A 26,191-nucleotide genomic window follows, 5' to 3' on the forward strand; every position below is an offset into this window, starting at 1 on the left:
CGTCCCCCAGCCGCTGCAGCGCCTCGACCCCGATGGGCGGACGCGATCACCACGGCACCACGCAAGACCGCCGGGCCAGGGTGCCGGCCATGCGTTGCGCCTGCAACCGCCCGCTGCGATGCGGGCCCGGTCCGTGGTGGAAAGAGGCGCCGCCTTGCCGCGGCAATCGTGTCTCGCCCACGCCGCCCCGTGCGCCTTACGTGACTTCTGCAATACCGCCGGCAGGGACATGGAACGACAATTGCTGCACCGCAGCATTCCGGTGGTTTTCTGTGCCCACGAAGCACTCGGGCCGGTCAGCCTGACCACGACGCATCATCCCAACCAGGGGCGCACACCATGCACGCCAGCACTTTCTCGCTTTCGAACCAGATGGGCCCTCCGCCGGAGTACGAGGCGGCCATGGCTGACATCGAGCGCCGGGCGGTGGCCGGCGAGCTGACGCTGGCGCAGGCCAAGCGGGAGATCTTCGCGCTGCGCGAGCGCTACGCGCCCGAGCCCGGCGTGGTGACGCGGTGGGCGGCGCATTCGCAGGCTTGAAAGCGGCTCACGGCACGCCGTACGGCAAGCTTCAGAGTTTCGGCGGTATATCCGGGCGGCCGGCCCAAAAGGTAACTTGCCCGCCGCCCGTGATGGAGGTCACATATGGCCGCGCCGGTGTAAAAAAATGCAGCGCCGGCGGGATTAAGGTACGGCCGTCATTTACCAGACAAGGGCAAACCTCTCGAAAGGGAGGGACGCAAAGTCTCCGGTCTACAGGGCTTCGGCCCCAGGATAGCGGGACTGCCAGAGCATTTGATTCGCGCGGCACGAATGTGCCGCGTGCTGGGCACGGCCGCCTGATGGGCGGAGCGCAGTTCTGCAGTCGTGTTTCCTGTGTGGGCCGAGGACCCAACAGGAAACTATCGTGCGCCACTCGAAATTCCGTCTGCATTCCGGGCGCGGCAATTCCAAAAATGCCGCCGTTTTCAAGGTCATCGCCGCTGCCGCCCTGCTGGCGGGGCTGGCCTGCAGCGCTGCCGCGGCGCCTGCCGCGCCGGGCGACAGCCAGGATTACGCGCCGGGCCGGGTGCTCATCATGCCGCGCGCCGGACTGCCCGCTCACGCGCTGCGCGCCCTGCTGAAGGTGCACGGCGCCAAGGCCCGCAAGGTGGGCCAGAGCGAGCTGCACATCGTCGATCTGCCGCCGGGCCTGTCCGAGAAGGCCGTGGTGAACGTGCTCGCGCGCAATCCGCACCTGAAATTCGCCGAGCTGGACTACCGGGTGGCACCGTCGTTCGCGACCAACGATCCCTATGCCGGCAGCCAGTGGCACCTGGCCAACATCGGCGTGCCCGCGGCCTGGGACACCACGCTGGGCACGGGCGTGACCATCGCCATCCTCGATTCCGGCGTGGACGCCACCCATGCCGACCTGGCCGCGGCGCTGGTGCCGGGCTGGAACTTCTACGACAACAACAGCGACACCCGCGACGTCTACGGCCACGGCACCAAGGTGGCCGGCGCGGCCGCCGCGGTGGCCAACAACGGCGCGGGCGTGGCCGGCGTGGCCGGCGGCGCGCGCCTCATGCCGATCCGCGTCACGGACACCAGCGGCCTGGCCTACACCAGCACGGTCGCGCAAGGCCTCACCTATGCCGCCGACCGGGGAGCGCGCGTGGCCAACGCCAGCTTCGCCATGTACGACCGCTTCAGCGTCAAGAGTGCGGCCCAGTACATGAAGGACAAGAACGGCCTGGTGATGATGAGCGCCGGCAACACCGGCACGCAGAACACGGCCGCCGCCACGACCAGTCTGATCACGGTGGCCGCGACCAACTCCGCCAACGCGCGGGCCAGCTGGTCGAGCTACGGGCCCGCCGTGGCGCTGGCGGCGCCGGGCGTGTCGATCTACACCACGACCCGCGGCGGCGGCTACGCCGCGGTGGACGGCACCTCCTTCGCCAGCCCGGTGACCGCCGCCACCGCCGCGCTGCTGATGTCGGCGCGGCCGGAACTCTCCAGCACGCAGGTGGAGGACCTGCTCTACCGCACGGCCATCGACCTGGGCGCCGCCGGGCGCGACCCGTACTACGGCTACGGCCGCATCGACGCCGCCGCCGCCATGCGCGCGGCGCTGAGCGTCACCCCGGCGCCGGACACCCAGCCGCCGGTGGCGGGCATCACCAACCTGGCCGGCGGCAGCGTGGTCAGCGGGCTGGTGCCCATCGACGTGGCGGCCAGCGACAACGTCGGCGTGGCCCGCGTGGAGCTGCAGGTCAACGGCACGACCGTGGCCATCGACTCGACGGCGCCCTACGGCTTCAGCTGGGACAGCAGCGGCGTGCCCAACGGCTCGGCCTCCGTCACGGCCGTGGCCTTCGACGCGGCGGGCAACCGCGGCACCTCCAGCGCCGTGGTGGTCAGCGTCTCCAATGCCCTGGTGTCGGCGATGGCGGACAGCACCGCACCCACGCTCAGCATCGTCACGCCAGTGCCCGGGCCGGTGGCCGGCACGGTGAGCGTCAGCACCAACGCTTCGGACAACGGCGGCGCGGCCGGCATCGAACAGTCGATCTACGTGGACAACGTGCTCAAGGCCAGCGGCAAGGGCTCCACCCTGTCCTTCAGCTGGAATGCCCGCAAGGTGGCCGCCGGCACGCACGTGATCGAGGCGCGCGCCAGGGACGCGGCCGGCAATACCGCCTCGACCACCACCCTGGTCACGACGAATTGAGCCTCCCAAAGCAAAACGCCTGCAACATGATTTGCAGGCGTTTGGCGGTCGAGCTTTTTGCCCGGTCCGGAATATGAATTGAAACCTTGGCTCAAGGTGGGCGCATGGATGACCCGATGGCTTCAGGTCTCAAGGAGGGTAATTCCGGCCCGGCGAATACCCGACGGGATATCAGGCCGCGGTTTTTTCAGCCTTGTGGCGGCCGCGCCGGCTCACGCCCACGCCAAGCAAACCCAGGCCCACCAGCGCCAGCGAGGCGGGCTCGGGCACTTCGCTCGGCGGCGACGGGTTATCGCCCTCGCGCACGTAAATGCTCAGGTGCGAAAGATTCAGGGGACGGCCCTGCTTGTTGACGAAGGGCGCATCCCACGAGCCGCCGGCCGAGCCGTCGAAAGCCACGTCGTCGAAGTAATACAGGGCGTAGTCATTGCCGGCCTTGAGCACGCCCACCAAATCCAGCCACACCGTGCCCGGCAGCGAGGAACCGGTGCCGCCGAGCGACCAGGTGCCGGAGGTGCCTGCATTGGCTTTCACCGAGAAATCGATGCCCAGGACATTGTGCGATTCGCTGCTGCTGATGTCGTCCTTGGCGGCCAGCGACCAGCCGTTGCCCCAGGTGTCCTTGAGCAGCCCGTTGACCTTGGCGGCCGAGTCGTTGTCGGAAAACACGAGGCCATAGCAGTCATGGCTGGCCGAGGTGCCCGCGGCCGGGTTCACGCCATAGGTCAGGTCGCTGGCCTGCATCAGCGTCGAGGCGCTGTTGTTGCTGCAGTAGCCGCTCGACCCCGCGGTGGGCGCGGCATGGGCCGAAACGGCCGCCCCGGCCAGCAGCACGGCGCCCATGAAACTGCCCAGTACAGTTTGAGTTGTCATATGTTTTCTCCCTCAAAACACGATGAGGCTCGATGGTGGGTAAAACAGTTGGAATTACGTGAGCCAGTCGTAAGACTGTGCAACCCAGCCTTCAATACTCAAGGTACTGAACCGTCGGCTTTCCGGCCCCGTCTCGCGGCGGGTGTGGCCTGAAAAGGCTAACATCGCCATTTGCGTGGAAAAGAGACAAACAATGCCAAATCAATACAGACGTTTCTGCGCTGTATTAATTGTTTTAAATTGCAGCAAATGTTTGCTTGATTGCCCGTATTGGGCGCGGCGTCGTCACATTTCGAGGGAAAAATACGCAACGCCAGCGCTGTTTTTGCCTGCAACGCCGTGGGTTTTCAAGCTTTTTGGCGCGCGGCCCCGTAAATCCACTCATTCGATGGACGCCGTGAATTAATGCCTGGTCAATTCCGATGGCCGGCGTGCAAAGCATGAGATTCGTCGCGCCGCAGGCCCGGGTGTCGGCCGGAAGCCGTCGCCGGCTCACTATCCTTGGGCCCCTTCACGTAAAACCCATGGAACGCGTCGCAGTCCTCGACTTTGAAACCACCGGCATCAGCCCGGGCCAGGGCGACCGGCCCACCGAGGTGGCGATCGCGCTGGTGGAGAACGGTTGCATCGTCGACCGCTTCCAGAGCCTGATGAACCCGGGCCGCCGCATCCCGGCCTTCGTCACGCAGCTCACCGGCATCAGCAACGACATGGTGGCGGGCGCACCGGCCGTGGCCCAGGTCATGCGCGAGGCGGCCCGCTTCGTCGGCCGGCTGCCGGTGGTGGCGCACAACGCCGCCTTCGACCGCAAGTTCTGGGTGGCGGAGCTGCAGCGGCTGGCGCTGGATGCGCACGCGCCTTTCGCCTGCACCATGCTGCTGGCGCGGCGCCTCTATCCCGACTGCGCGAACCACAAGCTCGGCACGCTGGTGGATGCGCTGGGCCTGCCCCAGTCAGGCCGCGCCCACCGCGCCATGGTCGATGCCGAGATGGCCAGCCACCTGTGGTGCCGCATCGGCGCCGACGTGGCCGAGCGCTACCGCGTCGGCGACGTCAGCCATGCCCTGCTGGCGCGCGTGCAGGCCACGCCCCGCGCCAGGCTGGCGCAGTGCTTCCCGCCGGCCGGCGCCGCGCTGCCGGTGGGCTGATCGGGGTGCCCGGACGGGCTTGAGGGCCGCCCTTGCCGGTACGCCGGCGCGCTACGCCCCGGCGCCGGCCGGCTGCGCCTCGCCATGCATCGCCATGCCGCCGCGGCCGCGCTGCTTGGCGCCGTACATGGCCTGGTCGGCCTGCTGCAGCAGCTCGGTGGCGCTCTGCCGCGGGCGGGCCAGCGCGATGCCGACGCTGCACGACAGCCCCGAGCCGGGCACCGCCTCCCGCACGGCCTGCAGCACCTTCTGCGCCATGGCGCGGGCCTGGGCCGCGTCGCCCAGGCCGTCGGCCAGCACCACGAACTCGTCGCCGCCCAGGCGGCCCACCACGTCGTTCTTGCGCACGCCACCACGCAGCGCCTGCGCCACCGCGACCAGCGCGTCGTCGCCGGCCTGGTGGCCCCGGGTGTCGTTGAGCCGCTTGAAGCCGTCCAGGTCCAGGAACAGCAGCGCCGCGGGCGTGCCGTGGCGGTCGAGGTGGTGCAGCGCCTTGTCGGTCGCGTCCGTGAAGGCGCGCCGGTTGAGCAGCCCGGTGAGCGGGTCCTGCAGCGCCAGGGTGCTGAGCGCCGCCTCCAGCCGCTTGCGCTCGGAGATGTCGTGCATGAAGCCGGTGAACTCCCAGGCGCCGCCGACCTGCGCGCCGCTCCAGCTCAGCTCGATGCTCATGGGCTGGCCGTCGCGGTGCACCGCGGGCAGCTCCAGGCGGCTGGCCCGGAGCGCCCCCCCGCGCGCCAGGAAGCGCGCGATGCCGCCGTCGTGCGCCTGGCGCAGCGCCGGCGGAATGATCAGTGCCGACAGCGGCTGCCCCAGGGCCTCGTCCGCGCGCCAGCCGAACAGCCGCTCGGCCGCCGGGTTCCACTCCGTGACCACGCCGGCGGCGTCCATCGACACGATGGCGTCGTTGGCGTGCAGCAGCATGGCGCGCAGCCGCGCCTCGCTCATGTGCAGCTGCGCCGCCATCTGCAGGCGCTGCTCGTAGGCCAGCTGGCGCCCCAGCGCCCCGCCCAGCGTGGCGGCCATCAGCTCCAGCGTCTGCACCGCCATGTCGTCGATGCCGTGCGGCGCCTGCGCCATCACCTTCAGCACCCCGACCGCCTCGCCGCCGCAGAACAGCGGCGTGCACACCATGGAGCGGATGCCGATGCGCCGGCAGGCCTCGCGGTCCACCCGCGGGTCCTGCTCGGTGTCGTCGCAACGCAGGATCGCGCGCTGCGCCACGCTCAGGCCCGACAGGCTGCCCCCGCGCCGCAGGCGCAGGCCGGCATGGGCGGCAAAGGAGGCGCTGGCGCAGCGGTAGACCATCGCGTCGCCTTCGACCAGCTCGACCACGGCGCCCGCGCTATCGGTGAGGGCCTGTACGCTGTCCACGACGCGCTGCATGAAGGCGTCCAGGTCCAGCTCGGCATCCGAGAGCTGCGACTGCGCCTGGATGATGCTGAGAAGCCGATCGAGCTGGGGAATCGCGGACGCCATGGCGGGGGGAGCAACGTGAAACCCACACTCATCGGCATTCCGGTGATGGGATTGAGGTGGGCTGCTCGCGGAGTGAACCGCCATGCAGGCGCCCAACGCTGTCCAGCAGGCCTTGAACGGTCTGCGCCTCGCCCAGCCGTGCGCTCCACCACGCCAGCGCCTTGCCCTGCGCGCCCACGCGCCAGGCCAGGCTCAGCGTCTCCTGCGGGCGCTCGCCCTCCACGCGCTTGCGCAGCAGCGCGCCGCTGCGCACGTAGGCCTCGGCGCACAGCGCGGGCAGGTAGCCCGCGCCCACGCCTTCGAGCTGCAGCGCCAGCTTGGCGCGCAGGGTCGGCACGGTGACGGTGCGCTGCCCGCTGAGCAGCCCGGTGCTGCGCGCCGGCAGGTGCCGCGCCGAGTCCGCCACCACCACGGCGCGGTGGCCGCGCAGCTGCGCCTCGGTCAGCGGCTCGGCCTCCCGCGCCAGCGGGTGGAAGGGCGCGACGCAGAACCAGAAGTCCACCCGCGCCACCTCGCGCGCCAGGTAGCCGCCGCCGGCCGGGCCCGGTCCGGCGGCCAGCACCAGGTCGCTGCGCGCATCCAGCAGCGACTCCCAGGTGCCGGTGAGCGTCTCCTCCACCACGCGCAGCCGCGTCGCGTCCGCCACCTCGTGGAAGGCGGCGATGTGCGGCCCCAGGATTTCAGTCGGGATCAACCCGTCCAGCGCAAGTTGAAAAGTGCTCTCCCAGCCGGAGGCCACGCGCTGCACGCGGCACTCCAGGTCGGCGGCGGCCTGCAGCAGCAGCCGGCCCTCGCGCACTAGCTCGCGCCCCGCTTCGGTCATCTCGATGCGCGGGCCGCTGCGGCGGAACAGCTGCACCTTCAGCTCCTCCTCCAGCCTGGCCACGGTGTAGGAGATGGTCGAGGGCACCTTGTGCAGCTCGTCGGCCGCGGCGCTGAAGGAGCCGCGCCGCGCGATGGCGTCGATCAGCTCCAGGCCCTCCAGGCTCAGCTTCCCCATGGTTCTTCCTTTTTCGATGGCATCGATGATGACGGTCGAAAAGTCTCAGTCAATAGCTTGAGCTGCGTCAACACAATGAGGCCATGTCGCTGAGAAACGGCATCAAAAGCTGATTCGAAACCATCGAAGCAAAGGAGCCCACATGATCACGCTGCGCAAGTCGTCCGACCGGGGCCACGCCAACCACGGCTGGCTCGACAGCCGCCACAGCTTCTCCTTCGCCGACTACCACGACCCGGCGCACATGGGCTTTGGCAACCTGCGCGTCATCAACGAGGACCGCGTCGCCGCGGGCAGCGGCTTCGGCACGCACGGCCACCGCGACATGGAGATCGTGAGCTACGTGCTCGACGGCGAGCTGGCGCACCAGGACAGCATGGGCAACGGCCGCGCAGGCGGCGCCCACGCCGGCGTGATCCGCCCCGGCGACGTGCAGCGCATGAGCGCCGGCACCGGCGTGCTGCACAGCGAGTTCAACCACGCCAAGGACCGCACGACCCACTTCCTGCAGATCTGGCTCCTGCCCCGGCACCGCGGCGTGGCGCCAGGCTACGAGCAGAAGCACTTCGACGCCGCGCGGCGCCGCGGCCGGCTCACGCCCGTCGTCTCGGGCCACGGCACGGCGGGCGCGCTGTCCATGAATGCCGATGCCGAGATCGAGGCCGGGCTGTTCGACGGCGACGAGGCGGCGAGCAAGACGCTGGACCCGCAGCGCCTGGCCTACGTGCATGTCGCCCGCGGCGAGATCGAGGTCAACGGCCAGCGCCTGTCGGCCGGCGACGCCGCGCTGCTGGACGGCGAAACCCGGTTGGAGCTGCGCCAGGGCCGTGGCGCCGAGGTGCTGGTGTTCGACCTCGCGCGCTGAGCTGTTCCTTGTTCACCCACGCAACGACTTTCTGGAGACCCGCCATGAACGCTTCGCTTGAAAAAATCCTCGTCCCGGCCGGCCGCATCCTGCTGGCGCTGATCTTCATCACCTCGGGCTTCGCCAAGCTCTCGGACCTGCCCGGCACGGCCGGCTACATCGCCAGCGCCGGGCTGCCCCTGGCCGGCTTCCTGGCCCTGGGCGCGGGCCTGCTGGAGCTGGGCGCCGGCCTCGCGCTGGCGCTGGGCTTCCAGGTGCGCTGGGCGGCGCTGGCGCTGGGCCTGTTCACGCTGGCCGCCGCGGTGCTGTTCCATGCCTACTGGAGCGCGCCGGCCGAGCAGGCCTACGTGCAGCAGCTCATGTTCATGAAGAACCTGGCCATTGCCGGCGGCCTGTTCCTGGCCTCGGCCTTCGGCGCCGGTTCGCTGAGCCTGGACGCGCGCCTGGCGCGCGGCGCCCGTCACGCTCATGCCTGAACGGCGGCGCGGCGCTTGCCACCGCGCCCATGCCTGACCCCATCACCCTTGCCGGCGCAGCCGCCCCGCGGCGCGCCTCTCCCCAGGCGAAACGCCTGAACCTCGAACCCAGGAGCTCCTGATGGCCAAAGTCCTCGTCCTGTACTACTCGACCTACGGTCACATCCAGCAGATGGCCAACGCGTTGGCCGAAGGCGCGCGCGGTGCCGGCGCCACGGTGGACGTCCGGCGCGTGCCCGAGACGGTGCCGGAGGACATCGCCCGCAAGGCCGGCTTCAAGCTGGACCAGGATGCGCCGCTGGCGAGCGTGGCCGAGCTGGAGCAGTACGACGCCATCGTCATCGGCGCGCCCACGCGCTACGGCCGCATGCCCTCGCAGATGGCGGCTTTCCTAGACCAGACCGGCGGCCTGTGGGCGCGCGGCGCGCTCCACGGCAAGGTCGGCGCGGCCTTCACCTCCACGGCCACGCAGCATGGCGGGCAGGAGACGACGCTGTTTTCGATCATCACCAACCTGCTGCACTTCGGCATGGTGGTGGTGGGCCTGCCGTACAGCTTCCAGGGCCAGATGCGGCTGGACGAGGTGGTGGGCGGCGCGCCCTACGGCGCCACCACCATCGCCGGCGGCGACGGCTCGCGCCAGCCCTCGCCCACCGAGCTCGACGGCGCCCGCTTCCAGGGCGAACTGGTGGCGAAGACGGCGGCCAAGCTGTTTGGGTGATGGCCCAGGCCGGTCCTGCACGGGTCGGCAATTTCACCCGCCATCAGAGAAAGATTGCCATCTCCACGCGGCGCATGACCTAAAGCTGTAGCACTTTGGGGCTCTAATTGCCCTTCGGCACTTGTCGTTGCAGTATTCCGTTCGTCCTGAGGTATTGAAGGACGAACGGCCATTGCTGTGGTGCTGCCATCGCAGCCTCGCGGATTCACACTCCAATACCTTGGCGTGAGTGGGCTGCTTCAATAGCGATGCGTAATTGGAATGAGTGAGCGGCACAGGACTGTGTGGTGAATGATGTCTGCCTGTTCAGCATCCACATGGCCACGGCCGTATGCGCCCGTCTCCGCAATTTCGCGGTGGCAAACATAGAAGTTGTTTGATGTTCATCGTGAGATTTGCCTCGGGTGCGCTAGCTTGTTCCTCTGGCCTGGTGGTGGAGGCGGATCTTGTTTTTCCATTTTTTCCATTTTGGGCGGCGCTTTGTTCTACTTGTCGATTGTATGTTTCAAGAAAAAGATTCGAAATCTTTTTATTTCTCAGGTAATCGTCCTGCTGGAAAATGTAGACGATTTTTCCTTCTTTTCGGTCCTCGCATCCGTCAATATATTGCAGCTTGAGTCTATTCAATTTGGGCGACAAAAATCTGCATTCCTGTTTGAGGTCTGTTTCTTTTCCTTCTAGGATTATATGGATTGCTGCTGGCCCTGCGGGAAACTTTTCATTCTGCGCGGCCTTGTTTTGCGCGGCGACGTTAAAGCTTGCGGCAACTGCAGTGATTGATACTGCCATGCTGAGGGTGGCTTGCAATGAAAATATGCTTTTCATGTCTTTCTCCTTTTTTGCCTTGGCTGCACTCCCTGTTGTTGGTTCAATATGTTTAAAAAGCTATGCTTAGGCGGGCGAAGGTAAACCGTTCGGGTGCGAAGCGCGGGTTTGCCTGGTCAATGTCCTGGAAGCGCAACCGCCTGTCGAACACGTTGCTGATACCCACTGTCAGCATTCCGGTGCGCTGCGGCAATCTGTACTTGACCAGCAGGTCGGTAATCCCGAACCGGTTCCTCTGCTCAAGCAAATCAGGGCCTCCAGAAAGAAATGCCAACTTCGAGCGCTGATCGACAAAACTGCTGTTTACTTGAAGGGCCAGATTGCCAAAGAAAAACGAAGCTCCGATCGGAATGCGGCGGGTAAAAATATCGATGAAGCCTGCGGGTGAAGTACCGGGGTACCACTGCGTATCTTCATGCTCATACCCGAGGCTCGCTGCAAACCAAGGCACAGGCGCAGCCGAAAGATAGATGCGATGAAATCTCTCCTTCTGGGGGCGGTCTTCCGGTATCGGCACCTTGAGATGTCTCGTGGTGAATTCTCCACCCCAGAACAGATTCGGGGATAACTTGTGATCCAGCGCGATACCTAAGCGCCGGGAAAAAGTCAAGTTGAAATCGTCGAAAAACTGATTGAATCCCGCAACCTGTGTCGGCTCTATAGTCTGATTGGCGATGAATGGTCGCTTCAATGTCTGGAGAAAAGCAGCCCTGATGGTGAGCGAAGGAGTTGGGTTGATGATGATTCCAGCTTTGGGATTTATTTTTCGGCGCTCAGCACCCAGTTCGCGCAGGTCTTCCATGCTGACGCCGAACTGCAATTGGTAGAACTGTTGCTTGAGATAAAGATACGAGTAGATGTTTCGTGCAAGTTTCTTGTCGGCTGTGAATATATCAAGAGGAGGAAATTCATAGATGTCGCTGTCGTAGGTGGAATGGTTGTGCGCGCGGGACGAGAAGTAGCTGCCCCCGGCGATGAAGGAAATTCCAGTGCCGTTGCCAAGAAATTGGACTTCGGCCGTCGAAGCTTCTGTGTGGCTTCGCCTCAGCTCCGAAAACTCACTCAATAGAGGATTTCCTCTGATCAGCTGATTCGTGAAGAAGGACTGTTGCTGGCGCTGGTGGATTCCAGAAAATATGGCCTGCAACTGCGGTGAGATAGTGAGATTGACGCCCAAGCGGATGCTGCGGGTTTCTGTGTCGTCTTGTTGCGTATAATAAGAATTGGGATCGTGTTCGTAGAATCTGGTTTTCCGGTTTATTGTCGCTTCCCTTGCCTCGATTTGGGCGTGTAATTTTTCTGAGAACGAGTGTTGTACAAAGGCGCTGTAGATATTGCGCCTCAATGCCGCATCCGGTCCGAAGCCGTCTGTGCGAAAGTGAAGCTGCCCCAGGCTGAACGAAGTGCGGTTCTGGATTCCCGATACCACCACTTGATCGCCATAAGTGTTCCTGCTGCCGACCATGCCATCCGCGTTAGCCCTGATCTGATTGGCCAGAAATGTCGGGTTGAACTCGTTGAAACCCGCCCGGGCCGGGCCGGCGTTGGGCAGAAAAAAGCTCTTGTCCTCCGCGAGCTGGGGTTGGATCGGTGAAATGCTGATTGGCTGCAGCAGCTGGGATTGCAGCAATTCGCTGACCCTGGCGATCTCATGGCGCGGCTCGGCCAAGTAGGCGTCGGAGAGAAAGCGGTGTGCCGATGCGCTGGTCGGGTCCGAAGCAACCGCCTGGCTGCCTTCCACCAGGGCCAGCCGGTTGAAGCCCAGATCGCCAAAGACGCGGGCCAGCGAGGCCCCGCGCGCCGCCAGGTCGCTGTCCAGCAGCAACCTGGACCGGTAGACCGCCCGGTTGTCGTTGAGCGCTATCGACTTCTCCAAGTCCTGCAGCGCCTGCACCGGCTGGTTCTCGCTCTGCTTGCGGATGGCGTCGTAGAAGAACGGCGTCGGGTCGTTCGGGTCCAGCGCCTTGGCCAGGTCGAACTGGCTGCCGGCGAGACCGCTTCGCTTCTCCTCGTAATAGGCCTTGCCCAGGTAGCTGCGGATGAGCGAGTTGAGCGGATCGAGGCTGGCCGCGATCTCGATCTCCTGGCGCCCCGCGCTGAGCTCGCCGTCGCGGATGCGCGCCAGGCCCAGTCCCAGCCGGGGCAGCGGATCAGCCTGGTCCAGCTCGATGGCCGTGCGGAACGCCTGCCGCGCGGCGGCGGTCTCGATGCGGGTCAGGTGCGCGAAGCCGAGCACGGTCTGCGTGCGCGCCAGGCCCGGTTCGAGGCCCGCGGCCTGCCGGGCGGCGGCCACGGCCGCATCCAGGTCACCCTGGGCCAGGCGCAATTCGGCGACGCGGGCCCAGGCGATCGCGTCGTCCGGCGCCACCTGCGTGGCCTGCTCGGCGCCGGCCAGCGCGGCCGGGATGTCGAAGCGCGCCTGCTGCGCGTAGGACAAGGCCAGGCGGGCAGCGGCCGAGCCCGGGGCGGATTGCACCGCCTCCTGCGCCAGCTCCAGGGCCCGCGCCCCCTCGTTGCGCACGACCGCGATGATGGCTTGCAAGGCCAGCGCCTCGGCCGAGCGCGGCTCGGCGGCGAGCGCACGCCCGATCTCCACCCGGGCCTCGTCCACCCGGCCCACCGACAGCAGCAGCTCGGCGCGGTAGATGCCGTGGCGCACGCTGCGCGCATCCGGCGGCACCGCGTCGAGCCGGGCGAAGGCCTCGCCGATGCGGCCGCGCCGCGCCAGGGCATCGGCCTCCTGCAGCGCCGCCTCGTCGCCCTGGCCGGGGATGATGATGCGGGGGTAGTAGAGCGCCCATTGGACGGCGTCCGCCGGACGCACCATGCGCTCGCGCCTGGGCGCGCTGTCGCGCGCCGCCAAGGCCATCTCGCCGCTGGACAGCGCCAGCGTTCCGAACTCGTTGCCTGCGGAAACCATCCCTTCGAACACCGCGACCTGCGCCGAATCCGTATCGGCGCGCACCAGGAACTCGGTGCCCTCCACGCCCGCATTGACGAACGGGGTGTGGACCCGGAATGGCGTCGGCGTGCGGGTGATGACGTTCAATGCGCCGCGCAACAACTGGATCAGCGAAATGCGGGCCCCGTCCTCGCCCAGCGTGAGCGTGGTGTCCTGGTCCAGGCGCAGGGTGCTCTCGTTGGCCAGGCGCAGCGCGGCGCGGCTGCGCGGACCGACACGCAGCGTGTCGCCGGGACACAACTCCGCGTCGCTATCAGCAGCCGACCACTGCGCGCTCCGGGCGCGTTGCAGCTCGACGCTACCCTGGATCGACACCAGGCGCGCCAGCGCGACCGCGCAATCCGCGGCCAGCGCCTCGCCAAGGAAGAGCAGGCCGGCCCAGGCCAGGCTCCATCGCAACAACGACCACCTTGCGACGCCGGCCACATGCCCGGTTCGGGATCCCAAGCGCTCATGCTTCATTGACAGGGCGGGCACGGCGTGGGCCGTGCCCGGTTTCGTTGGTAGAAGACCGCGCACCCGTTGGCCGGCGGAGCATATGCCGCTGTGCAGGCCCTGCCAACCGCGGCAGCTACTTCGTTGACATGCGCACGACGGCATCCCAGTCGGCTGGCGGCGGCTCAGCGGCCAGGCGCTGCGCGCGCGCCAGGTAGAAGCGGCTGGGCCCGTCGTCCGGAAACTCCTCCAGCAGCGTGGACCAGCGCGCCACGGCCTCGTCCCAGCGCCGCGCCTCGTAGGCCGCCAGCCCGGCGGCGAAGGCCGTGCACAGGCGGCGCCGCGCTGGTGAAGCTTCATGCTCCGGCCCCAGCAGTTCCCACAGCCGCAACGGCGTGGCCTTGCCGGCCAGCACGAAACTGCCCACGGGGCGGACCAGCAATCCGTCCAGCCCGGACACGAGCGCCTCGCTCACCAGCAGTTTCGTTCCAAGGTGTTTCGACAACGCCTCGATGCGGCTGGCCGTGTTGGCCGCGTCGCCGACCACCTGGTATTCGTGGTGCCGCGAGGCGCCCACGCGTGCCAGCGTCAGCGGCCCCCCGTGGACGCCGATGCGCGTGGGCAGCGGGGGCCACCCCGGCAGCATGGCCGGATCGCGCGTCAGCGAGGCAATCTCCCACGCGGCCAGGCACGCGGCGCGGCAGGCACCGGCGTCACAGCTGGGCGCCAGCCAGAACGCCAGCACGGCGTCGCCCACGATCTCGCCGACGCTGCCGCCGTGCTTCTCTATGGGCGGAAACACCAGCGCAAAGTAGTCGTTGAGCATGCGCGTGGCGTCGGTCGGCGTCAGTTGCTCGGTGATCGTGGTGAAGCCCTGGATGTCGGTCATGACGAAGGCGCCGAAGATCTCCTGCTCGACCGGCGCGACGCGGCGGATGCGGTGGAGCAGCTTGTCGACGACGGCCTGGGGCAGCAGGTCCTGCACCACGGCGCCGAGCCGCTGGCGCTCGCGCCGTTCCGTCAGGCCTTGCCACAGCACGCCGCCGAACAGCGCCAGGGGGGCCTGCACCAGCAGCGGCGCCACCAGCGGCAGCCACTGCGCCGTGGCCGAGAAGCGGTGCTGGGCCAGGGCCAGGTAGCCCGCGCTGGCCAGCGCCATCAGCGCCAGGGCATGGCGCGCGCGCGGCGCGGTGCAGAGCAGGCCGAGCAGCCCGCCCCAGGCCAGCAACAGGACGGATTGCGACGCGAGCGTCAGCGGCCGCGGCGCGCGATCCTCCAGCAGGTTGGCGAACGCGGTGGCGGCGATCTCCACGCCGCTGAGCGAGAGGCCGTCGGCGCGCGAGAAGACCGTCTGGTAGTCATCGCGGATGCGGTCCTGCTCCGAAGGATGCGCCGCCGAGACGCCGACGAAGACCGCCCGGTTCCTGAAAGTGTCACGCAGCCAGGCTGCTCCGGTGGCTCCCTGCTCGGCCGCCGCGAGGACCTCGTGGTAGCTGACCGTGCGCACGGTGCGGGGCGGGCCGTAGAAATCCAGGTACCGGGCCTCGGCACCGCCGGCCTGGCCGCGTTGCACGACCTGCTGCAACGGGTTCCCGGCCGCGTGGACCTGCAGGGCCAGCACGGGCAGCGTCGCGGCCCCATCCGCGCCGGGCCTGTACAGCCAGTAGCCATGCACGCGCTCGGCCTTGGGCAGCGGGAAGGGGCCGTGCGCCGCCGCCGCATCGGCCAGCCACGGCAGGGGCTTGAGCCGCTGCTCCACGTTCAATGGGCCGCCCCCGGTGCCCTGCTGCTCCAGGAAGTCGAGCAGCACCACGTTGCCCGCGTGCGCCATGGCCGCCGCGAAGCGGACGTCGTCATCGGGATTGCGGGCCCGTGTCGCAAACAGCAGGTCGAAGGCGACGACGCGCGTGCCGGCCTGGGCAAGCACCTCCACCAGGCGCGCATGCAACGAACGGGGCCACTCCGCCGGCCTGAGGGGCTGGCCGAGCGCCTGGGCCGAGGGCTGGTCGATCGCCACGACGACGACATCGGCCGGCGGCAGGCGCGGCCCGCGCAGGTGGAACAGGGTCGAGAGCCCGGCGTTCTCCTCCAGCCCGGGCGCCCAGGGGCTCATCGCCGCCAGGATGCCGGCCAGCGCCACCAGCATCCCCAGCCCCAGCGCCCGGCGCAGGCATTCCGCTGCGCGTTCGCACAGTGCCGCGTTCAAGCGCAGGTCCATATCCGACCTTTCGACCGCTTGTGCCTTGCCGCCATACCAGCTGGCCGAGTATCTGCCTCCTGCTTTGCAGGGATTCAAAAGGCGCTGACGGACATCAGGCCATCAGGCCGGTCCGGGCAGGCGGCGGGACCCAGGAACAAGTTCGTGCCCGGCCCGGCTTTCATCAAGTGACTTTGGTTGAGCAGTCCGGTATGGGGCCTTGGGCGGAAAAAGGCTCGCGCAAATCATCCGGCGTCCTGGCGGGGCCGGCCTGCGGGGTCCCGCTCAACGGCCGCGCAGCCGCGCCAGCAGCCCGGCGGTGGAAGCGTCCAGCCCGGCCGTCTCGCCCGTCCCCAGCCGCGGCAGCAGGTCGCCGGCCAGCGCCTTGCCCAGCTCCACGCCCCACTGGTCGAAGCTGTTGAGTCCCCACAGCGCCCCGCTGGTGAAGACGCGGTGCTCGTACAGCGCGATCAGCGCGCCCAGCGCCGAGGGCGTGAGCCGCTCCAGCAGCAGCGTGGTGCTGGGGCGGTTGCCGGGGAAGGTTCTGTGCTGCGCCAGCACCCGCGCATCCAGCGTCTCCGACGCCGTCGGCGCCTTCTCCTGCAGCGCCTGCCGGGCCGTCTTGCCGATCATCAGCGCCCGGCTCTGCGCCAGGCCGTTGGCCAGCAATTTCTCGTGCAGCCCCGGCAGCGCGTGCGTGGGCTCTTTCACCAGGATGAACTCGACCGGGATCACGTCCGTGCCCTGGTGCAGCATCTGGAAGTAGGCGTGCTGGCCGGTGGTGCCGGGCTCGCCCCACACCACCGGGCTGGTGCCGAAGGGCAGCAGTTCGCCATCCCCATCGACGCGCTTGCCGTTGGACTCCATCTCCAGCTGCTGCAGGTAGGCCGGCAGGCGTTTCAGACCCTGGTGGTAGGGCGCGACGCTGCGGCTCGTGAAACCGTGGAAGTTGCGGTACCAGACATCGATCAGGCCCAGCAGCACCGGCAGGTTGCGCTCCAGCGACTCACTGGCGAAATGCCGGTCCATGGCGTGCGCGCCGGCCAGCAGCGCGCGGAAGTGCTCCGCGCCCAGCGCGATGGCGATGGGCAGCCCGATGGCGCTCCACAGCGAATAGCGCCCGCCCACCCAGTCGCGGAAGCCGAAGGTGGTGCTGATGCCGAACTCGGCCGCCGCGCGCACGTTGGTGGTGGTGGCGGCGAAGTGGCGCGCCAGATCCGTGCCGCCCTGGGCCAGGAACCAGGCCTTGGCTGCCTCGGCATTGGCCATGGTCTCCTGCGTCGTGAAGGTCTTGCTTGCCACGATGAACAGCGTCTCCTCCGGGCGGAGGCGGCGCAGCACCGGCGCGAGGTCGTGGCCGTCCACGTTGCTGACGAAGTGGAAATCGAGGCCCGCGTGCACGAAGGCGTCCAGCGCCGGCAGCACCATCTGCGGCCCCAGGTCGCTGCCGCCGATGCCGATGTTCACCACGTGGCGGATGCGTCCGTCGGCGCGCACCTGCTCGGCGTAGGCCAGCATCGCGTCCAGCGTGGCGTGCACCTCGTCGGAAAAGGGACCTTCTCCGCGCGGCGCGCGCAGCGCGGTGTGCAGCACGGCGCGGCCCTCGGTGTGGTTGACCGGTGCGCCGGCGAGCATCGCGTCGCGCCGGGCTTCCAGGCCGCACTGGCGCGCCAGCTCCAGCAGCAGCGCCAGCGTGCGCTCCTCGACGAGGTTCTTCGACAGGTCGGCGAAGACCTCCGGCGCCTGCAGGCTCAGGCGCCCGAAGCGGCCCGGGTCCTGCGCGAAGGCCTCGCGCAGGTCGAAGCCGTGGCGGTGCTGCCTGAAATGCGCACTCAGTGCGGACCAAGCGGCGGTGCGGTCGCAACGGGGGAAATCCATGGGCATGTCCTTGCGGAGGCGGTCGTTCAGAAGATGAAGCCGGTGTGCACGAAGCGCGAGTGGTGCTCCTCGACGATGGCGTTGAGCAGCTGCTTGTTGGCCTCGGTCTGCCTGGCGGCCACCATCGAGCGGATGGAGAAGGCGCGCAGCGCGTCGCTGACGGAGAGCGTGCCTTCGGCCGAGTCCTTGCGGCCGGCAAACGGAAACACGTCCGGCCCGCGCTGGCACTGCGAGTTCAGGTTGACGCGGCAGACCTGGTTGACCAGCGGGTCGATCAACGCACCCAGCCGCGCCGGGTCACTGCCGAAGAGGCTGACCTGCTGGCCGTGCTCGGAGGTGACCACGTACTGCAGCGCCTCCTCGATGTCCTCGAAGTCCGCCACCGGCACCAGCGGGCCGAACTGCTCCTCGCGGTAGAGCTTCATGCCCTCGCGCACCGGGTACACCAGCGCGGGGCGGTAGAGCGTGGCGCAGGACTCGCCGCCGCCGGCATTGATCACCCGCGCACCCTTGTCCCGCGCGTCGCGCAGCGCCTCGTCCATGTAGGCGGTGCGGTGCGGGCCGGGCAGCGGCGTGATCTGCACGCCGTCCTCCCAGGGCATGCCGATCTTCAGGGCATCGATGGCCGCGCTCAGGCGCTGCAGGAAGGGCTGCACGATGGAACGGTGCACCAGCAACATCTTCAGCGCCGTGCAGCGCTGGCCGTTGAAGGACAGCGCGCCGGCCACGCACTCGCGCACCGCGAGGTCCAGGTCCGCGTCGGGCAGCACGATGGCGGCGTTCTTGGCGTCCAGCCCCAGCACCGCGCGCAGCCGGTGCGAGCGCGGGTGCTGCTTCTTGAGGTGGTCGGCCACCTTGCTGGAGCCGATGAGCGCCAGCACGTTCACCTGCCCCGAGGCCAGCAGCCGCGGCACCGCCACCGCGCCGGGGGCGTAGAGGGTGTTGACCACGCCCGGCGGGAAGGCGCTCCTGAAAGCCTCCAGCAGCGGCGCGAACAAAAGCGTCCCGTACTGCGGCGGCTTGAACACCACGGTATTGCCCATGAGCAGGGCCGGGATCAGCGTGGCGAAGGTTTCATTCAACGGGTAGTTGTAGGGCCCCATGCACAGCACCACGCCCAGCGGGGTGCGGCGGATCTGGCCGATGAAGCCCTCGGCCTGCGCGAAGCGGGAGCTGTCGTTGTCCAGGTTCTTCAGCGCGGCCAGGGTGGCCTCGATGTACTCCAGCGTGCGATCGAACTCCTTGCGCGAGTCGGCCAGGCTCTTGCCGATCTCCCACATGATCAGCCGCACCACGGTGTCGCGCTGCGCGGCCATGCGGCGAACGAAATCCTGCATGCAGGCGATGCGCTGGGCCGTGCTCATGGTGGGCCACTCGCCGCGGCCGTGGTCCCAGGCGCGCACGGCCGCGGCCAGGGCCTGGTCGCTTTCTTCCACGCCCATCACCGGCACGCTGCCGATCTCGAGCTGCGCCACGCGGCCGTCGGCCTGGCGCACGCACACCGGCGACAGCACGGTGCGGCACTCGCCGCGCCAGGGCACGAGTTCGCCGCCGACCACGGACTCGCGCTGGTGGATGGGCGCGGGCAGGCGGTGCGCCTCGGGAATCCGGTCGGCGCCGGGGAAGAGGGCTTGCAGGGTGGGGTCCATGGTGTGTGCTCCTGTTGTCCGCGGGGGGACGGGGCTTGGGCGCGCGCCGCGGATACGGGCGCCTTGCGGGATCGGCCGCCGGCAGGCGGCGGCCCGGGGGTTCACTGCTCCTCGGCCCAGCTGAACCCGTCTCTGGCCACCAGCGCGCTGGCGCTGGCCGGGCCCCAGCTGCCCGCGGCGTAGGGGCGCGGGCCCAGCCCGGCGGCGTCGTCCTCGCGCCAGGCCTGCAGCACGGGCTCGACCCAGCGCCAGGCCTCCTCCTGCTCGTCGCTGCGCACGAACAGGTTGAGCCGGCCGTGGATGGCCTCCAGCAACAGCCGCTCGTAGGCGCCGACGCGGTCCTCGAGGAAGGCCTTGTCGAAGTCCAGGTCCAGGCTCACCGGCGCCAGCGTCTCCAAGCCCGAAGCGCCCTTGGCGGCGAGCAGGTGCAGCTCCAGCCCGTCCTCGGGCTGCAACTTGATGACGAGCTTGTTGGCCGGGTGCGGGCCCGGAAAGATCGGGTGCGGCACGGCGCGGAAGTTCACGACGATGTACGCGCTGCCCGCCGCCAGCCGCTTGCCGGTGCGCAGGTAGAAGGGCACGCCGGCCCAGCGCCAGTTCCGCACCTCGGTGCGCAGCGCCACGAAGGTTTCGCACCTGCTGTGCGCGGGCACGCTGCCCTCCTCGGTGTAGCCGGGCACGGCGCGGCCCTGGCACACGCCGGCGCGGTACTGGCCGCGCACCACGTCGCGCCGGGCGCTGTGGGCGTCAAAAGGCTTGAGCGCCTGCAGCACCTTGAGCTTTTCGTTGCGGATGGCATCGGCCTCGTGGCGCGCCGGGGGCTCCATCGCGATCATGGTCAGCAGCTGCAGCGCGTGGTTCTGGACCATGTCCCGCAAAGCGCCGGTGCGGTCGTAGAAGTCGCCGCGCGTGCCCACGCCCAGCGACTCGGCCAGCGTGATCTCGATGCTGGCGATGCTCTCGCGCCGCCACAGCGGCTCGAAGAGGGCGTTGCCGAAGCGCAGCGCGGTGAGGTTCTGCACCGCGGACTTGCCCAGGTAGTGGTCGATGCGCAGCGCCTGGCTCTCGCTGAACACGGCGCCCACGGCGCGGTTGATGGCGCGCGCGCTCTCCAGGTCGTGGCCCAGGGGCTTTTCCAGCACCACGCGCACCTCGGGACCGTTGAGGCCCACGGCGCCCAACTGCTCGCAGATCTGCGGGAACAGGTGCGGGCTGGTGGCGAGATAGAACACCACCGTGCCGGCCGGGCCGTCGCCGCGGCCGTCCTCGGCCTTCGGCTTGGCGATCCACTGCTGCAGGCGCCGGTAGTGCTCAGGCTGGGACAGGTCCACCTGCAGGTAGTGCAGCAGCGCGGCGAAGCCGTCGAAGGCCTCGGCGGAAGGTCGCGTAGGCCCTTCCAGGTCGTTGAAGCGCTGCTGCAGCCAGCCGCGGTAGCCGGCGCTGTCCAGCGGCTCGCGCGACACCGCCAGGATGCGGCCGCCCGCGGGCAGGGAGCCGTGGCGCCAGGCCTGGAACAGCGCCGGCATGAGCTTGCGCCAGGCCAGGTCGCCGGTGCCGCCGATGAGAACGAGATCGAAGGACATGGAGTTTCCGAGGGGCTGGGTCGAAGGGCGGGCCAGCGCCGGCCCGGGCGGGTGTCGGTTCATTTGAAACCGGAAGCCAAATCGGTTTGAATCGAGGCCGTCCGGAACCGCTGCCGAGCTGGGGGCGGCTTCCGGCTGCGCCGAGGGTTCAGGCTGGCCGGGGGAGGAAGCTCAGCGCAGCTCCGCCGCGCGCGGCAGGTCGGCGCCGCGGCGCGAGCAGGTCAGGGCCGCGGCGCGTGCGGCGAAGCGCAGTGCCTGCTCCAGCCGCGGGCGCTCCAGCGCCGCCAGCGTGGCCGCGCTCAGCGCGTCGCAGTCACCCAGCGCCGACAGCAGCGCGGCCTGGAAGGTGTCGCCGGCACCCACGGTGTCCACCACCACCGTGGCGGGCGCCTGCACCTGCAGCCGCTCGCCGCGCCGGAAGGCCAGCGCACCCTCGGCGCCGCGCGTCACCACCACCAGCGCGCAGCCGGCGGCGAGCCAGGCATCGGCCACGGCCTGCGGCGGGCGGTTGGGGTAGAGCAGGCTCAGGTCTTCGTCGCTGACCTTGATGAGGTCCGCCTGGCGCGCCATGCCCTCCACCGTCTCGCGCCAGCGCGCCAAGTCGGGTTCCACGTTCAGGCGCACGTTCGGGTCGTAGGCGATCAGGCGCCGGCCGCGCTCGGCCGCGGCCAGGGCACGCAGGGTGCTCGCGCTGGGCTCCACCACCATGGCGTAGGAGCCGAAATGCAGTGCCCGCACCCCGGCCGGCAGCTCGCGCAGGTGTTGCGGCTGCAGCAGCCGGTCGGCGCAGCCCGTGCCGTGGAAGGCGTAAGCCGGGGCGCCGCTCTCGTCCAGCCCCACCAGGCTCAGCGTGGTGGGCGCGTTCAGCCGCGCGATCCAGCGCGTGTCCACGCCCTCTTCGCGCAGCGCGCGCATCAGCCGCTCGCCCAGGAAATCGGTGGACACCGCGCTCAGGAAACCCACCTCGCGGCCCAGCCGCGCCAGGCCCCGCGCCACGTTGAAGGGCGAGCCGCCCACGCGCGCATCCAGCGCCACCCCTTCGGTGCTGTCGCCCGCGCTGAACACGTCCATCAAGGCCTCGCCACACACCATGAACATCGCTTTTCTCCTGCCAAACGGCGCATCCAAAGCGCCTTTGCCTGCCCGCCATGCTGCCGCCAAGCGACGCGCCGCGACAGCGGGTTTTCCATTAATCAATCAGCTTGATTTATTAAACAGCGTGGACGAGACTTCTCCCACACCCCGGACGCCGACAGCAGCGCTACCGCGGGCGTCCCCAAGGAGACATGCATGCTGAAGCGAACAGCCCTCGCGGCCCTGAGCGTGGCGGCGCTCTCGGCCACCGCGGCGCCGCCGGTGGTCGGCCTGATCACCAAGACCGAAACCAACCCCTTCTTCGTGAAGATGAAGGAAGGCGCGGCTGCTGCCGCCAAGGCGCAGGGCGCCGTGCTGCTGACCGCCGCCGGCCGCACCGACGGCGACAACCTGGGCCAGGTGGCGGCGCTGGAGAACATGGTGGCGGCCGGGGCCAGGACGATCCTGATCACGCCCAGCGACGCCAAGGCCATCGTGCCGACGCTGCGCCGCGTGCGCGCCAAGGGCGTGCAGGTGATCGCGCTGGACAGCCCGACCGACCCGCTGGAGGCCACGGACGCGCTGCTGGCCACCGACAACTACAAGGCTGGTGTGCTCATCGGCCAGTACGCGCGCTCGGCGCTCGATGGCCGCAAGCCCGTCATCGCCACGCTGGACCTGTTCCCCGGCCACCCGGTGGGGGCGCAGCGCCACAACGGCTTCCTGCAGGGCTTCGGCCTGAAGAGCCTGGACATCAACAGCAAGCTGCTGGCGCAACCGTCCGAGGTGGTGTGCATGGCCGACAGCTACGGCGACCAGGCCAAGGGGCAGACCGTGATGGAGAACTGCCTGCAGAAGAACCCGGACATCAACCTCGTCTACGCCATCAACGAGCCCGCCGCGGCCGGCGCCTACCGGGCGCTGCGCGCCGCGGGCAAGGACAAGGGCGTGGTCATCGTCTCGGTGGACGGCGGCTGCCAGGGCGTGCGCGACGTGGGCGCCGGGGCCATTGCCGCCACCTCGCAGCAGTACCCGCTGCGCATGGCCGCCATGGGCGTGGAGGCGGGCATCGAGTACGCCCGCAGCGGCCGGAAGCTCTCCGGCTTCACCGACACCGGCGTGAACCTGATCACCGCCCGTCCCGTGGAAGGCGTCGCCAGCCTCGACGTCGCCAAGGGCCTTGAACTCTGCTGGGGAAAGAAATGAGCCTTGCCTTGAACACCTCGACCTTCGGCGCCAAGTCCGCGCGCCACCTGCCGCCGCTGGCGGCGCTGGGGCCGCTGCTGGCCCTGCTGGCCGCCTGCGCCTTCTTCGCCACGCAGAGCGACCGCTTCCTCACCGGCGCCAACCTGGCGTTGATCCTGCAACAGGTGATGGTGGTGGGCGTGATCGCCATCGGCCAGACGCTGATCATCCTCACCGCCGGCATCGACCTGAGCTGCGGCATGGTGATGGCGCTGGGCGGCATCGTGATGAGCAAGTTCGCCACCGAGCTGGGCCTGCCGCCGGCCGCGGCCGTGGCCTGCGGGCTGGCCGTCACCAGCGCCTTCGGCCTGCTCAACGGCCTGCTGGTGACCAAGGTGAAGCTGCCGCCCTTCATCGTGACGCTGGGCACCATGAACATCGCCTTCGCGATCACGCAGTTGTATTCGCAGTCGCAGACCATCACCGACCTGCCGCCGTCCATGATCGCCCTGGGCGACACCTTCAGCCTGGGCGGCACCTCGATGGCCTGGGGCGTGCTGCTGATGCTGGCGCTGTACGGCATCACCTGGTTCGCGCTGAAGGAGACGGCGCGCGGGCGCCATGTCTATGCCGTAGGCAACAACCCCGAGGCCACGCGGCTGACCGGCATCCCGACGCAGCGCGTGCTGCTGGGCGTGTACGCGCTCGCGGGCCTGTTCTACGGGCTGGCGGCGCTGCTGTCGGTGGGCCGCACCGGCGTGGGCGACCCCAACGCGGGACAGACCGAGAACCTGGACGCCATCACCGCCGTGGTGCTGGGCGGCACCAGCCTGTTCGGCGGGCGCGGCGCGGTGCTGGGCACGCTGGTGGGCGCGCTGATCGTGGGCGTGTTCCGCAACGGCCTGACGCTCATGGGCGTGTCCTCGATCTACCAGGTGCTCGTCACCGGCATCCTCGTCATCCTGGCCGTCGCGGCCGACCAGCTTTCGCACAAGGGAGCGCGCTGATGGAAACGCTGACCCGACCCACCCCCGCCACCCGTCCGGCTGCCGCCACCGCGCCGCTGGTGATGCAGGCCCGCGGCCTGATCAAGCGCTACGGCCAAGTCACGGCCTTGGACGGCGCCGACTTCGAGCTGCGTGCGGGTGAAATCCTGGCCGTGATCGGCGACAACGGCGCCGGCAAGTCGTCCCTCATCAAGTGCCTGTCGGGGGCCTCGATTCCGGACGAGGGCGAGATCCTGCTCGACGGCCAGCCGGTGCGCTTCGGCAGCCCCATTGACGCGCGCCGCGCCGGCATCGAGACCGTGTACCAGGACCTGGCCGTGGCGCCGGACATGACGATTGCCGAGAACCTGTTCCTGGGCCGCGAGCTGCGGCTGCCGGACTGGCGCGGCAAGGTGCTGCGCATGCTGGACAAGAAGACCATGCTGGAGCAGAGCGTCGAGCGCCTGAACGACCTCAAGGTCGGCATCCGCTCCATGACGCAGCCGGTGTCCACGCTCTCCGGCGGCCAGCGCCAGTGCGTAGCGGTGGCGCGCGCCGCCGCCTTCGCCCGGCATGTGGTGATCATGGACGAGCCCACGGCGGCGCTGGGCGTGAAGGAAGGCAACATGGTGCTGGAGCTGATCCGGCGCGTGCGCGACCGCGGCCTGCCGGTGGTCCTCATCAGCCACAACATGCCGCATGTCTTCGAGATTGCCGACCGCATCCACGTCGCGCGGCTGGGCCGGCGCGCCGCGGTGCTCGACCCGAAGAAGATCAGCATGAGCGACACGGTGGCCGTGATGACCGGCGCCATGCGGCCGGAGGAGATCCCGCCCGAGTGCCTGGCCCATTGAGACCCGCAACCCTCTGAAGGAGAAGCCTTGACCACGGACCTGCTTGACCGGAGCGCCCCGGCGCCGCGCCTGAAGCCGCGCGGCTCCAGCCAGGGGGGCCTGCGCCAGTACAACGAGCGCGTGGTGCTGCACGCGATCCGGCTGCACGGCGCGCTGCCGGGCGCCGACCTGGCGCGCCTGACCGGGCTGACGGCGCAGACCGTGTCGCAGATCAGCAAGCGGCTGCTGGAGGAGGGGCTGCTGGTCAAGGGCGAGCCGGTGCGCGGCAAGGTGGGCCAGCCCTCGGTGCCGCTGGGCCTGCGCCCCGACGGCGCCTTCGCCGTGGGCGTGCACGTGGGCCGGCGCAGCCTGGACCTGGTGCTGGTGGATTTCGTGGGCGCGGTGCGCGAGCGCTGGACGCTGGAGCACGACTTTCCCGATCCGGAAACGGTGCTGGCCGAGATCGAGCGCCGGCTGAAGTCCATCCGCCGCAAGCTCGGCCCCGAGGGCAGCGAGCGCATCACCGCCATCGGGCTGGCGGCCCCGCAGTCCATGGGCGGCTGGGCCTCGCTGCTGGGCGTGGACCCGGCGCAGGCCGCGCGCTGGAGCGGCATCGAGCTGCACGAGGAGGTGGCGCGGCGCACCGGGCTGCCGGTGCAGGCGCTCAAGGACACGGCCGCCGCCTGCGTGTCCGAGCTGGTGGCCGGGCGCGGCCACAGCGTGCACAGCTTCCTGTACCTGTTCGTGGACACCCTCATCGGCGGCGGGCTGGTGCTCGACAGCCGGCTGCGCGCCGGGCTGCACGGCAACGCCGGCGCGGTGGGCTCGCTGCCGCTGGGGTTGGCGGGCGCGGGTGCGTCGATGCCGGCGCAACTGCTCAGCGTGGCCTCGCTGCTGGGCCTGGAGCAGCGCTGGCGCCAGGCCGGGCTGGCGGCCGACGCGCTGGCCCAGGGCCAGGCGCTGCAGGCGCCGTGGCGCGAGCACACCGAGGCTTGGCTGCAGCAGGCGGGGCGGGCCATCGCCATGGCGGCGAATGCGGCCACCTGCCTGCTGGACCTGGAGGGCGTGATCGTGGATGGCGCCTTCGACCGCGAGCTGCTGCAGGCGCTGCTGCGCGCGGTGGAGCAGGCGATGGCGCTTTACAGCTGGGAAGGCGTGGCGCGGCCACAGCTGGCGGCCGGCACCATCGGCGCCGACGCGCGCGCCATCGGCGCGGCGCTGCTGCCGCTGTACGCCAACTTCGCGCCGGACCGCGACCTGTTTCTCAAGATCGACGGCTGAGCGCTTCGGGCAAGGCAGGCGTCACAGG

20 protein-coding genes and 2 riboswitches are annotated in these 26,191 nt (G+C 69.1%); of the genes, 10 read left to right on the forward strand and 10 right to left on the reverse strand.

What is annotated here, in order from left to right; genetic code table 11:
- Positions 1 to 339 precede the first annotated feature (339 nt).
- Both HHL10_RS23985 and HHL10_RS23990 read left to right on the forward strand, forming a co-directional pair.
- Positions 340 to 540, forward strand: a complete 201-nt coding sequence (locus HHL10_RS23985) for a hypothetical protein (RefSeq protein WP_169162937.1) — start codon at positions 340 to 342, stop codon at positions 538 to 540.
- Between the two features lie 164 nt (positions 541 to 704).
- Positions 705 to 791: riboswitch (cyclic di-GMP riboswitch) on the forward strand.
- A gap of 116 nt (positions 792 to 907) precedes the next feature.
- On the forward strand, positions 908 to 2,716 hold the full coding sequence (locus HHL10_RS23990) for a S8 family serine peptidase (protein ID WP_310734668.1): 1,809 nt from the start codon (positions 908 to 910) through the stop codon (positions 2,714 to 2,716).
- Between the two features lie 171 nt (positions 2,717 to 2,887).
- Here the strand turns inward: HHL10_RS23990 and HHL10_RS23995 are convergent, their stop codons facing one another.
- A complete protein-coding gene (locus HHL10_RS23995; RefSeq protein ID WP_169162938.1) occupies positions 2,888 to 3,589 on the reverse strand; it encodes a PEP-CTERM sorting domain-containing protein in 702 nt (233 codons plus the stop codon).
- Between the two features lie 75 nt (positions 3,590 to 3,664).
- Positions 3,665 to 3,748: riboswitch (cyclic di-GMP riboswitch) on the reverse strand.
- Between the two features lie 365 nt (positions 3,749 to 4,113).
- Here HHL10_RS23995 and HHL10_RS24000 point away from each other — a divergent pair.
- Positions 4,114 to 4,737, forward strand: coding sequence for a 3'-5' exonuclease (locus tag HHL10_RS24000; protein ID WP_169162939.1), 624 nt, complete (start codon positions 4,114 to 4,116; stop codon positions 4,735 to 4,737).
- A gap of 51 nt (positions 4,738 to 4,788) precedes the next feature.
- On the opposite strand, the gene HHL10_RS24005 is transcribed toward HHL10_RS24000, so the two are convergent.
- Both HHL10_RS24005 and HHL10_RS24010 read right to left on the reverse strand, forming a co-directional pair.
- Positions 4,789 to 6,213, reverse strand: coding sequence for a diguanylate cyclase domain-containing protein (locus tag HHL10_RS24005; protein ID WP_169162940.1), 1,425 nt, complete (start codon positions 6,211 to 6,213; stop codon positions 4,789 to 4,791).
- A gap of 28 nt (positions 6,214 to 6,241) precedes the next feature.
- Positions 6,242 to 7,213 (reverse strand): LysR substrate-binding domain-containing protein, encoded by a 972-nt coding sequence (locus tag HHL10_RS24010; protein ID WP_169162941.1) that lies wholly within the window; start codon positions 7,211 to 7,213, stop codon positions 6,242 to 6,244.
- Positions 7,214 to 7,355: 142 nt separating this feature from the next.
- Here HHL10_RS24010 and HHL10_RS24015 point away from each other — a divergent pair, with 142 nt between their 5' ends.
- The 3 genes from HHL10_RS24015 (at position 7,356) to wrbA (ending at position 9,275) form a co-directional block, all read left to right on the forward strand.
- The gene (locus HHL10_RS24015) at positions 7,356 to 8,078 is read left to right on the forward strand and encodes a pirin family protein (RefSeq protein ID WP_169162942.1); all 723 of its coding nucleotides are present in this window, start codon (positions 7,356 to 7,358) and stop codon (positions 8,076 to 8,078) included.
- Between the two features lie 44 nt (positions 8,079 to 8,122).
- Positions 8,123 to 8,554, forward strand: a complete 432-nt coding sequence (locus HHL10_RS24020; RefSeq protein ID WP_169162943.1) for a DoxX family protein — start codon at positions 8,123 to 8,125, stop codon at positions 8,552 to 8,554.
- A gap of 121 nt (positions 8,555 to 8,675) precedes the next feature.
- The gene (gene wrbA / locus HHL10_RS24025) at positions 8,676 to 9,275 is read left to right on the forward strand and encodes an NAD(P)H:quinone oxidoreductase (protein ID WP_169162944.1); all 600 of its coding nucleotides are present in this window, start codon (positions 8,676 to 8,678) and stop codon (positions 9,273 to 9,275) included.
- A gap of 306 nt (positions 9,276 to 9,581) precedes the next feature.
- Here wrbA and HHL10_RS24030 read toward each other — a convergent pair whose 3' ends face one another.
- The 7 genes from HHL10_RS24030 to HHL10_RS24060 form a co-directional block, all read right to left on the reverse strand.
- On the reverse strand, positions 9,582 to 10,100 hold the full coding sequence (locus HHL10_RS24030; RefSeq protein ID WP_169162945.1) for a hypothetical protein: 519 nt from the start codon (positions 10,098 to 10,100) through the stop codon (positions 9,582 to 9,584).
- 52 nt (positions 10,101 to 10,152) lie between these two features.
- A complete protein-coding gene (locus HHL10_RS24035) occupies positions 10,153 to 13,509 on the reverse strand; it encodes a FecR domain-containing protein (protein WP_169162946.1) in 3,357 nt (1,118 codons plus the stop codon).
- Between the two features lie 124 nt (positions 13,510 to 13,633).
- A complete protein-coding gene (locus tag HHL10_RS24040) occupies positions 13,634 to 15,715 on the reverse strand; it encodes a CHASE2 domain-containing protein (protein ID WP_169162947.1) in 2,082 nt (693 codons plus the stop codon).
- A gap of 264 nt (positions 15,716 to 15,979) precedes the next feature.
- Positions 15,980 to 17,572, reverse strand: a complete 1,593-nt coding sequence (gene pgi, locus HHL10_RS24045; protein WP_169162948.1) for a glucose-6-phosphate isomerase — start codon at positions 17,570 to 17,572, stop codon at positions 15,980 to 15,982.
- Between the two features lie 26 nt (positions 17,573 to 17,598).
- A complete protein-coding gene (locus HHL10_RS24050; protein WP_169162949.1) occupies positions 17,599 to 19,221 on the reverse strand; it encodes an NADP-dependent glyceraldehyde-3-phosphate dehydrogenase in 1,623 nt (540 codons plus the stop codon).
- A 101-nt stretch (positions 19,222 to 19,322) separates the two neighbouring features.
- The gene (zwf, locus tag HHL10_RS24055) at positions 19,323 to 20,804 is read right to left on the reverse strand and encodes a glucose-6-phosphate dehydrogenase (RefSeq protein ID WP_169162950.1); all 1,482 of its coding nucleotides are present in this window, start codon (positions 20,802 to 20,804) and stop codon (positions 19,323 to 19,325) included.
- Between the two features lie 171 nt (positions 20,805 to 20,975).
- Positions 20,976 to 21,902 (reverse strand): carbohydrate kinase family protein, encoded by a 927-nt coding sequence (locus HHL10_RS24060; RefSeq protein ID WP_169162951.1) that lies wholly within the window; start codon positions 21,900 to 21,902, stop codon positions 20,976 to 20,978.
- A gap of 192 nt (positions 21,903 to 22,094) precedes the next feature.
- On the opposite strand from HHL10_RS24060, the gene HHL10_RS24065 reads away from it, so the two are divergent.
- Genes HHL10_RS24065 through HHL10_RS24080 form a run of 4 tightly spaced genes read left to right on the forward strand, consistent with a single transcriptional unit; the run spans position 22,095 to position 26,163 of the window.
- On the forward strand, positions 22,095 to 23,084 hold the full coding sequence (locus tag HHL10_RS24065; RefSeq protein WP_205833192.1) for a sugar ABC transporter substrate-binding protein: 990 nt from the start codon (positions 22,095 to 22,097) through the stop codon (positions 23,082 to 23,084).
- Positions 23,085 to 23,092: 8 nt separating this feature from the next.
- The gene (locus HHL10_RS24070; RefSeq protein ID WP_235971766.1) at positions 23,093 to 24,070 is read left to right on the forward strand and encodes an ABC transporter permease; all 978 of its coding nucleotides are present in this window, start codon (positions 23,093 to 23,095) and stop codon (positions 24,068 to 24,070) included.
- Positions 24,070 to 24,903 (forward strand): ATP-binding cassette domain-containing protein, encoded by an 834-nt coding sequence (locus tag HHL10_RS24075; RefSeq protein WP_169162953.1) that lies wholly within the window; start codon positions 24,070 to 24,072, stop codon positions 24,901 to 24,903. Before HHL10_RS24070 ends, HHL10_RS24075 begins: the two co-directional genes overlap by 1 nt.
- Before the next feature lie 27 nt (positions 24,904 to 24,930).
- Positions 24,931 to 26,163, forward strand: a complete 1,233-nt coding sequence (locus HHL10_RS24080; RefSeq protein ID WP_235971767.1) for an ROK family transcriptional regulator — start codon at positions 24,931 to 24,933, stop codon at positions 26,161 to 26,163.
- The last annotated feature ends 28 nt before the right edge of the window (positions 26,164 to 26,191 follow it).

It is taken from the genome of Azohydromonas caseinilytica (assembly GCF_012927045.1).
Lineage (GTDB): Bacteria > Pseudomonadota > Gammaproteobacteria > Burkholderiales > Burkholderiaceae_C > Azohydromonas > Azohydromonas caseinilytica.

What these genes read in the sequence shown, in the direction of transcription:
- HHL10_RS23985 (WP_169162937.1), top strand. Translation starts at nt 340, where the DNA reads ATGCACGCCAGCACTTTCTCGCTTTCGAACCAGATGGGCCCTCCGCCG.
- HHL10_RS23995 (WP_169162938.1), bottom strand. Translation starts at nt 3,589, where the DNA reads ATGACAACTCAAACTGTACTGGGCAGTTTCATGGGCGCCGTGCTGCTG.
- HHL10_RS24000 (WP_169162939.1), top strand. Translation starts at nt 4,114, where the DNA reads ATGGAACGCGTCGCAGTCCTCGACTTTGAAACCACCGGCATCAGCCCG.
- HHL10_RS24005 (WP_169162940.1), bottom strand. Translation starts at nt 6,213, where the DNA reads ATGGCGTCCGCGATTCCCCAGCTCGATCGGCTTCTCAGCATCATCCAG.
- HHL10_RS24010 (WP_169162941.1), bottom strand. Translation starts at nt 7,213, where the DNA reads ATGGGGAAGCTGAGCCTGGAGGGCCTGGAGCTGATCGACGCCATCGCG.
- HHL10_RS24015 (WP_169162942.1), top strand. Translation starts at nt 7,356, where the DNA reads ATGATCACGCTGCGCAAGTCGTCCGACCGGGGCCACGCCAACCACGGC.
- HHL10_RS24020 (WP_169162943.1), top strand. Translation starts at nt 8,123, where the DNA reads ATGAACGCTTCGCTTGAAAAAATCCTCGTCCCGGCCGGCCGCATCCTG.
- wrbA (WP_169162944.1), top strand. Translation starts at nt 8,676, where the DNA reads ATGGCCAAAGTCCTCGTCCTGTACTACTCGACCTACGGTCACATCCAG.
- HHL10_RS24030 (WP_169162945.1), bottom strand. Translation starts at nt 10,100, where the DNA reads ATGAAAAGCATATTTTCATTGCAAGCCACCCTCAGCATGGCAGTATCA.
- HHL10_RS24040 (WP_169162947.1), bottom strand. Translation starts at nt 15,715, where the DNA reads ATGGACCTGCGCTTGAACGCGGCACTGTGCGAACGCGCAGCGGAATGC.
- pgi (WP_169162948.1), bottom strand. Translation starts at nt 17,572, where the DNA reads ATGGATTTCCCCCGTTGCGACCGCACCGCCGCTTGGTCCGCACTGAGT.
- HHL10_RS24050 (WP_169162949.1), bottom strand. Translation starts at nt 19,221, where the DNA reads ATGGACCCCACCCTGCAAGCCCTCTTCCCCGGCGCCGACCGGATTCCC.
- zwf (WP_169162950.1), bottom strand. Translation starts at nt 20,804, where the DNA reads ATGTCCTTCGATCTCGTTCTCATCGGCGGCACCGGCGACCTGGCCTGG.
- HHL10_RS24060 (WP_169162951.1), bottom strand. Translation starts at nt 21,902, where the DNA reads ATGTTCATGGTGTGTGGCGAGGCCTTGATGGACGTGTTCAGCGCGGGC.
- HHL10_RS24065 (WP_205833192.1), top strand. Translation starts at nt 22,095, where the DNA reads ATGCTGAAGCGAACAGCCCTCGCGGCCCTGAGCGTGGCGGCGCTCTCG.
- HHL10_RS24075 (WP_169162953.1), top strand. Translation starts at nt 24,070, where the DNA reads ATGGAAACGCTGACCCGACCCACCCCCGCCACCCGTCCGGCTGCCGCC.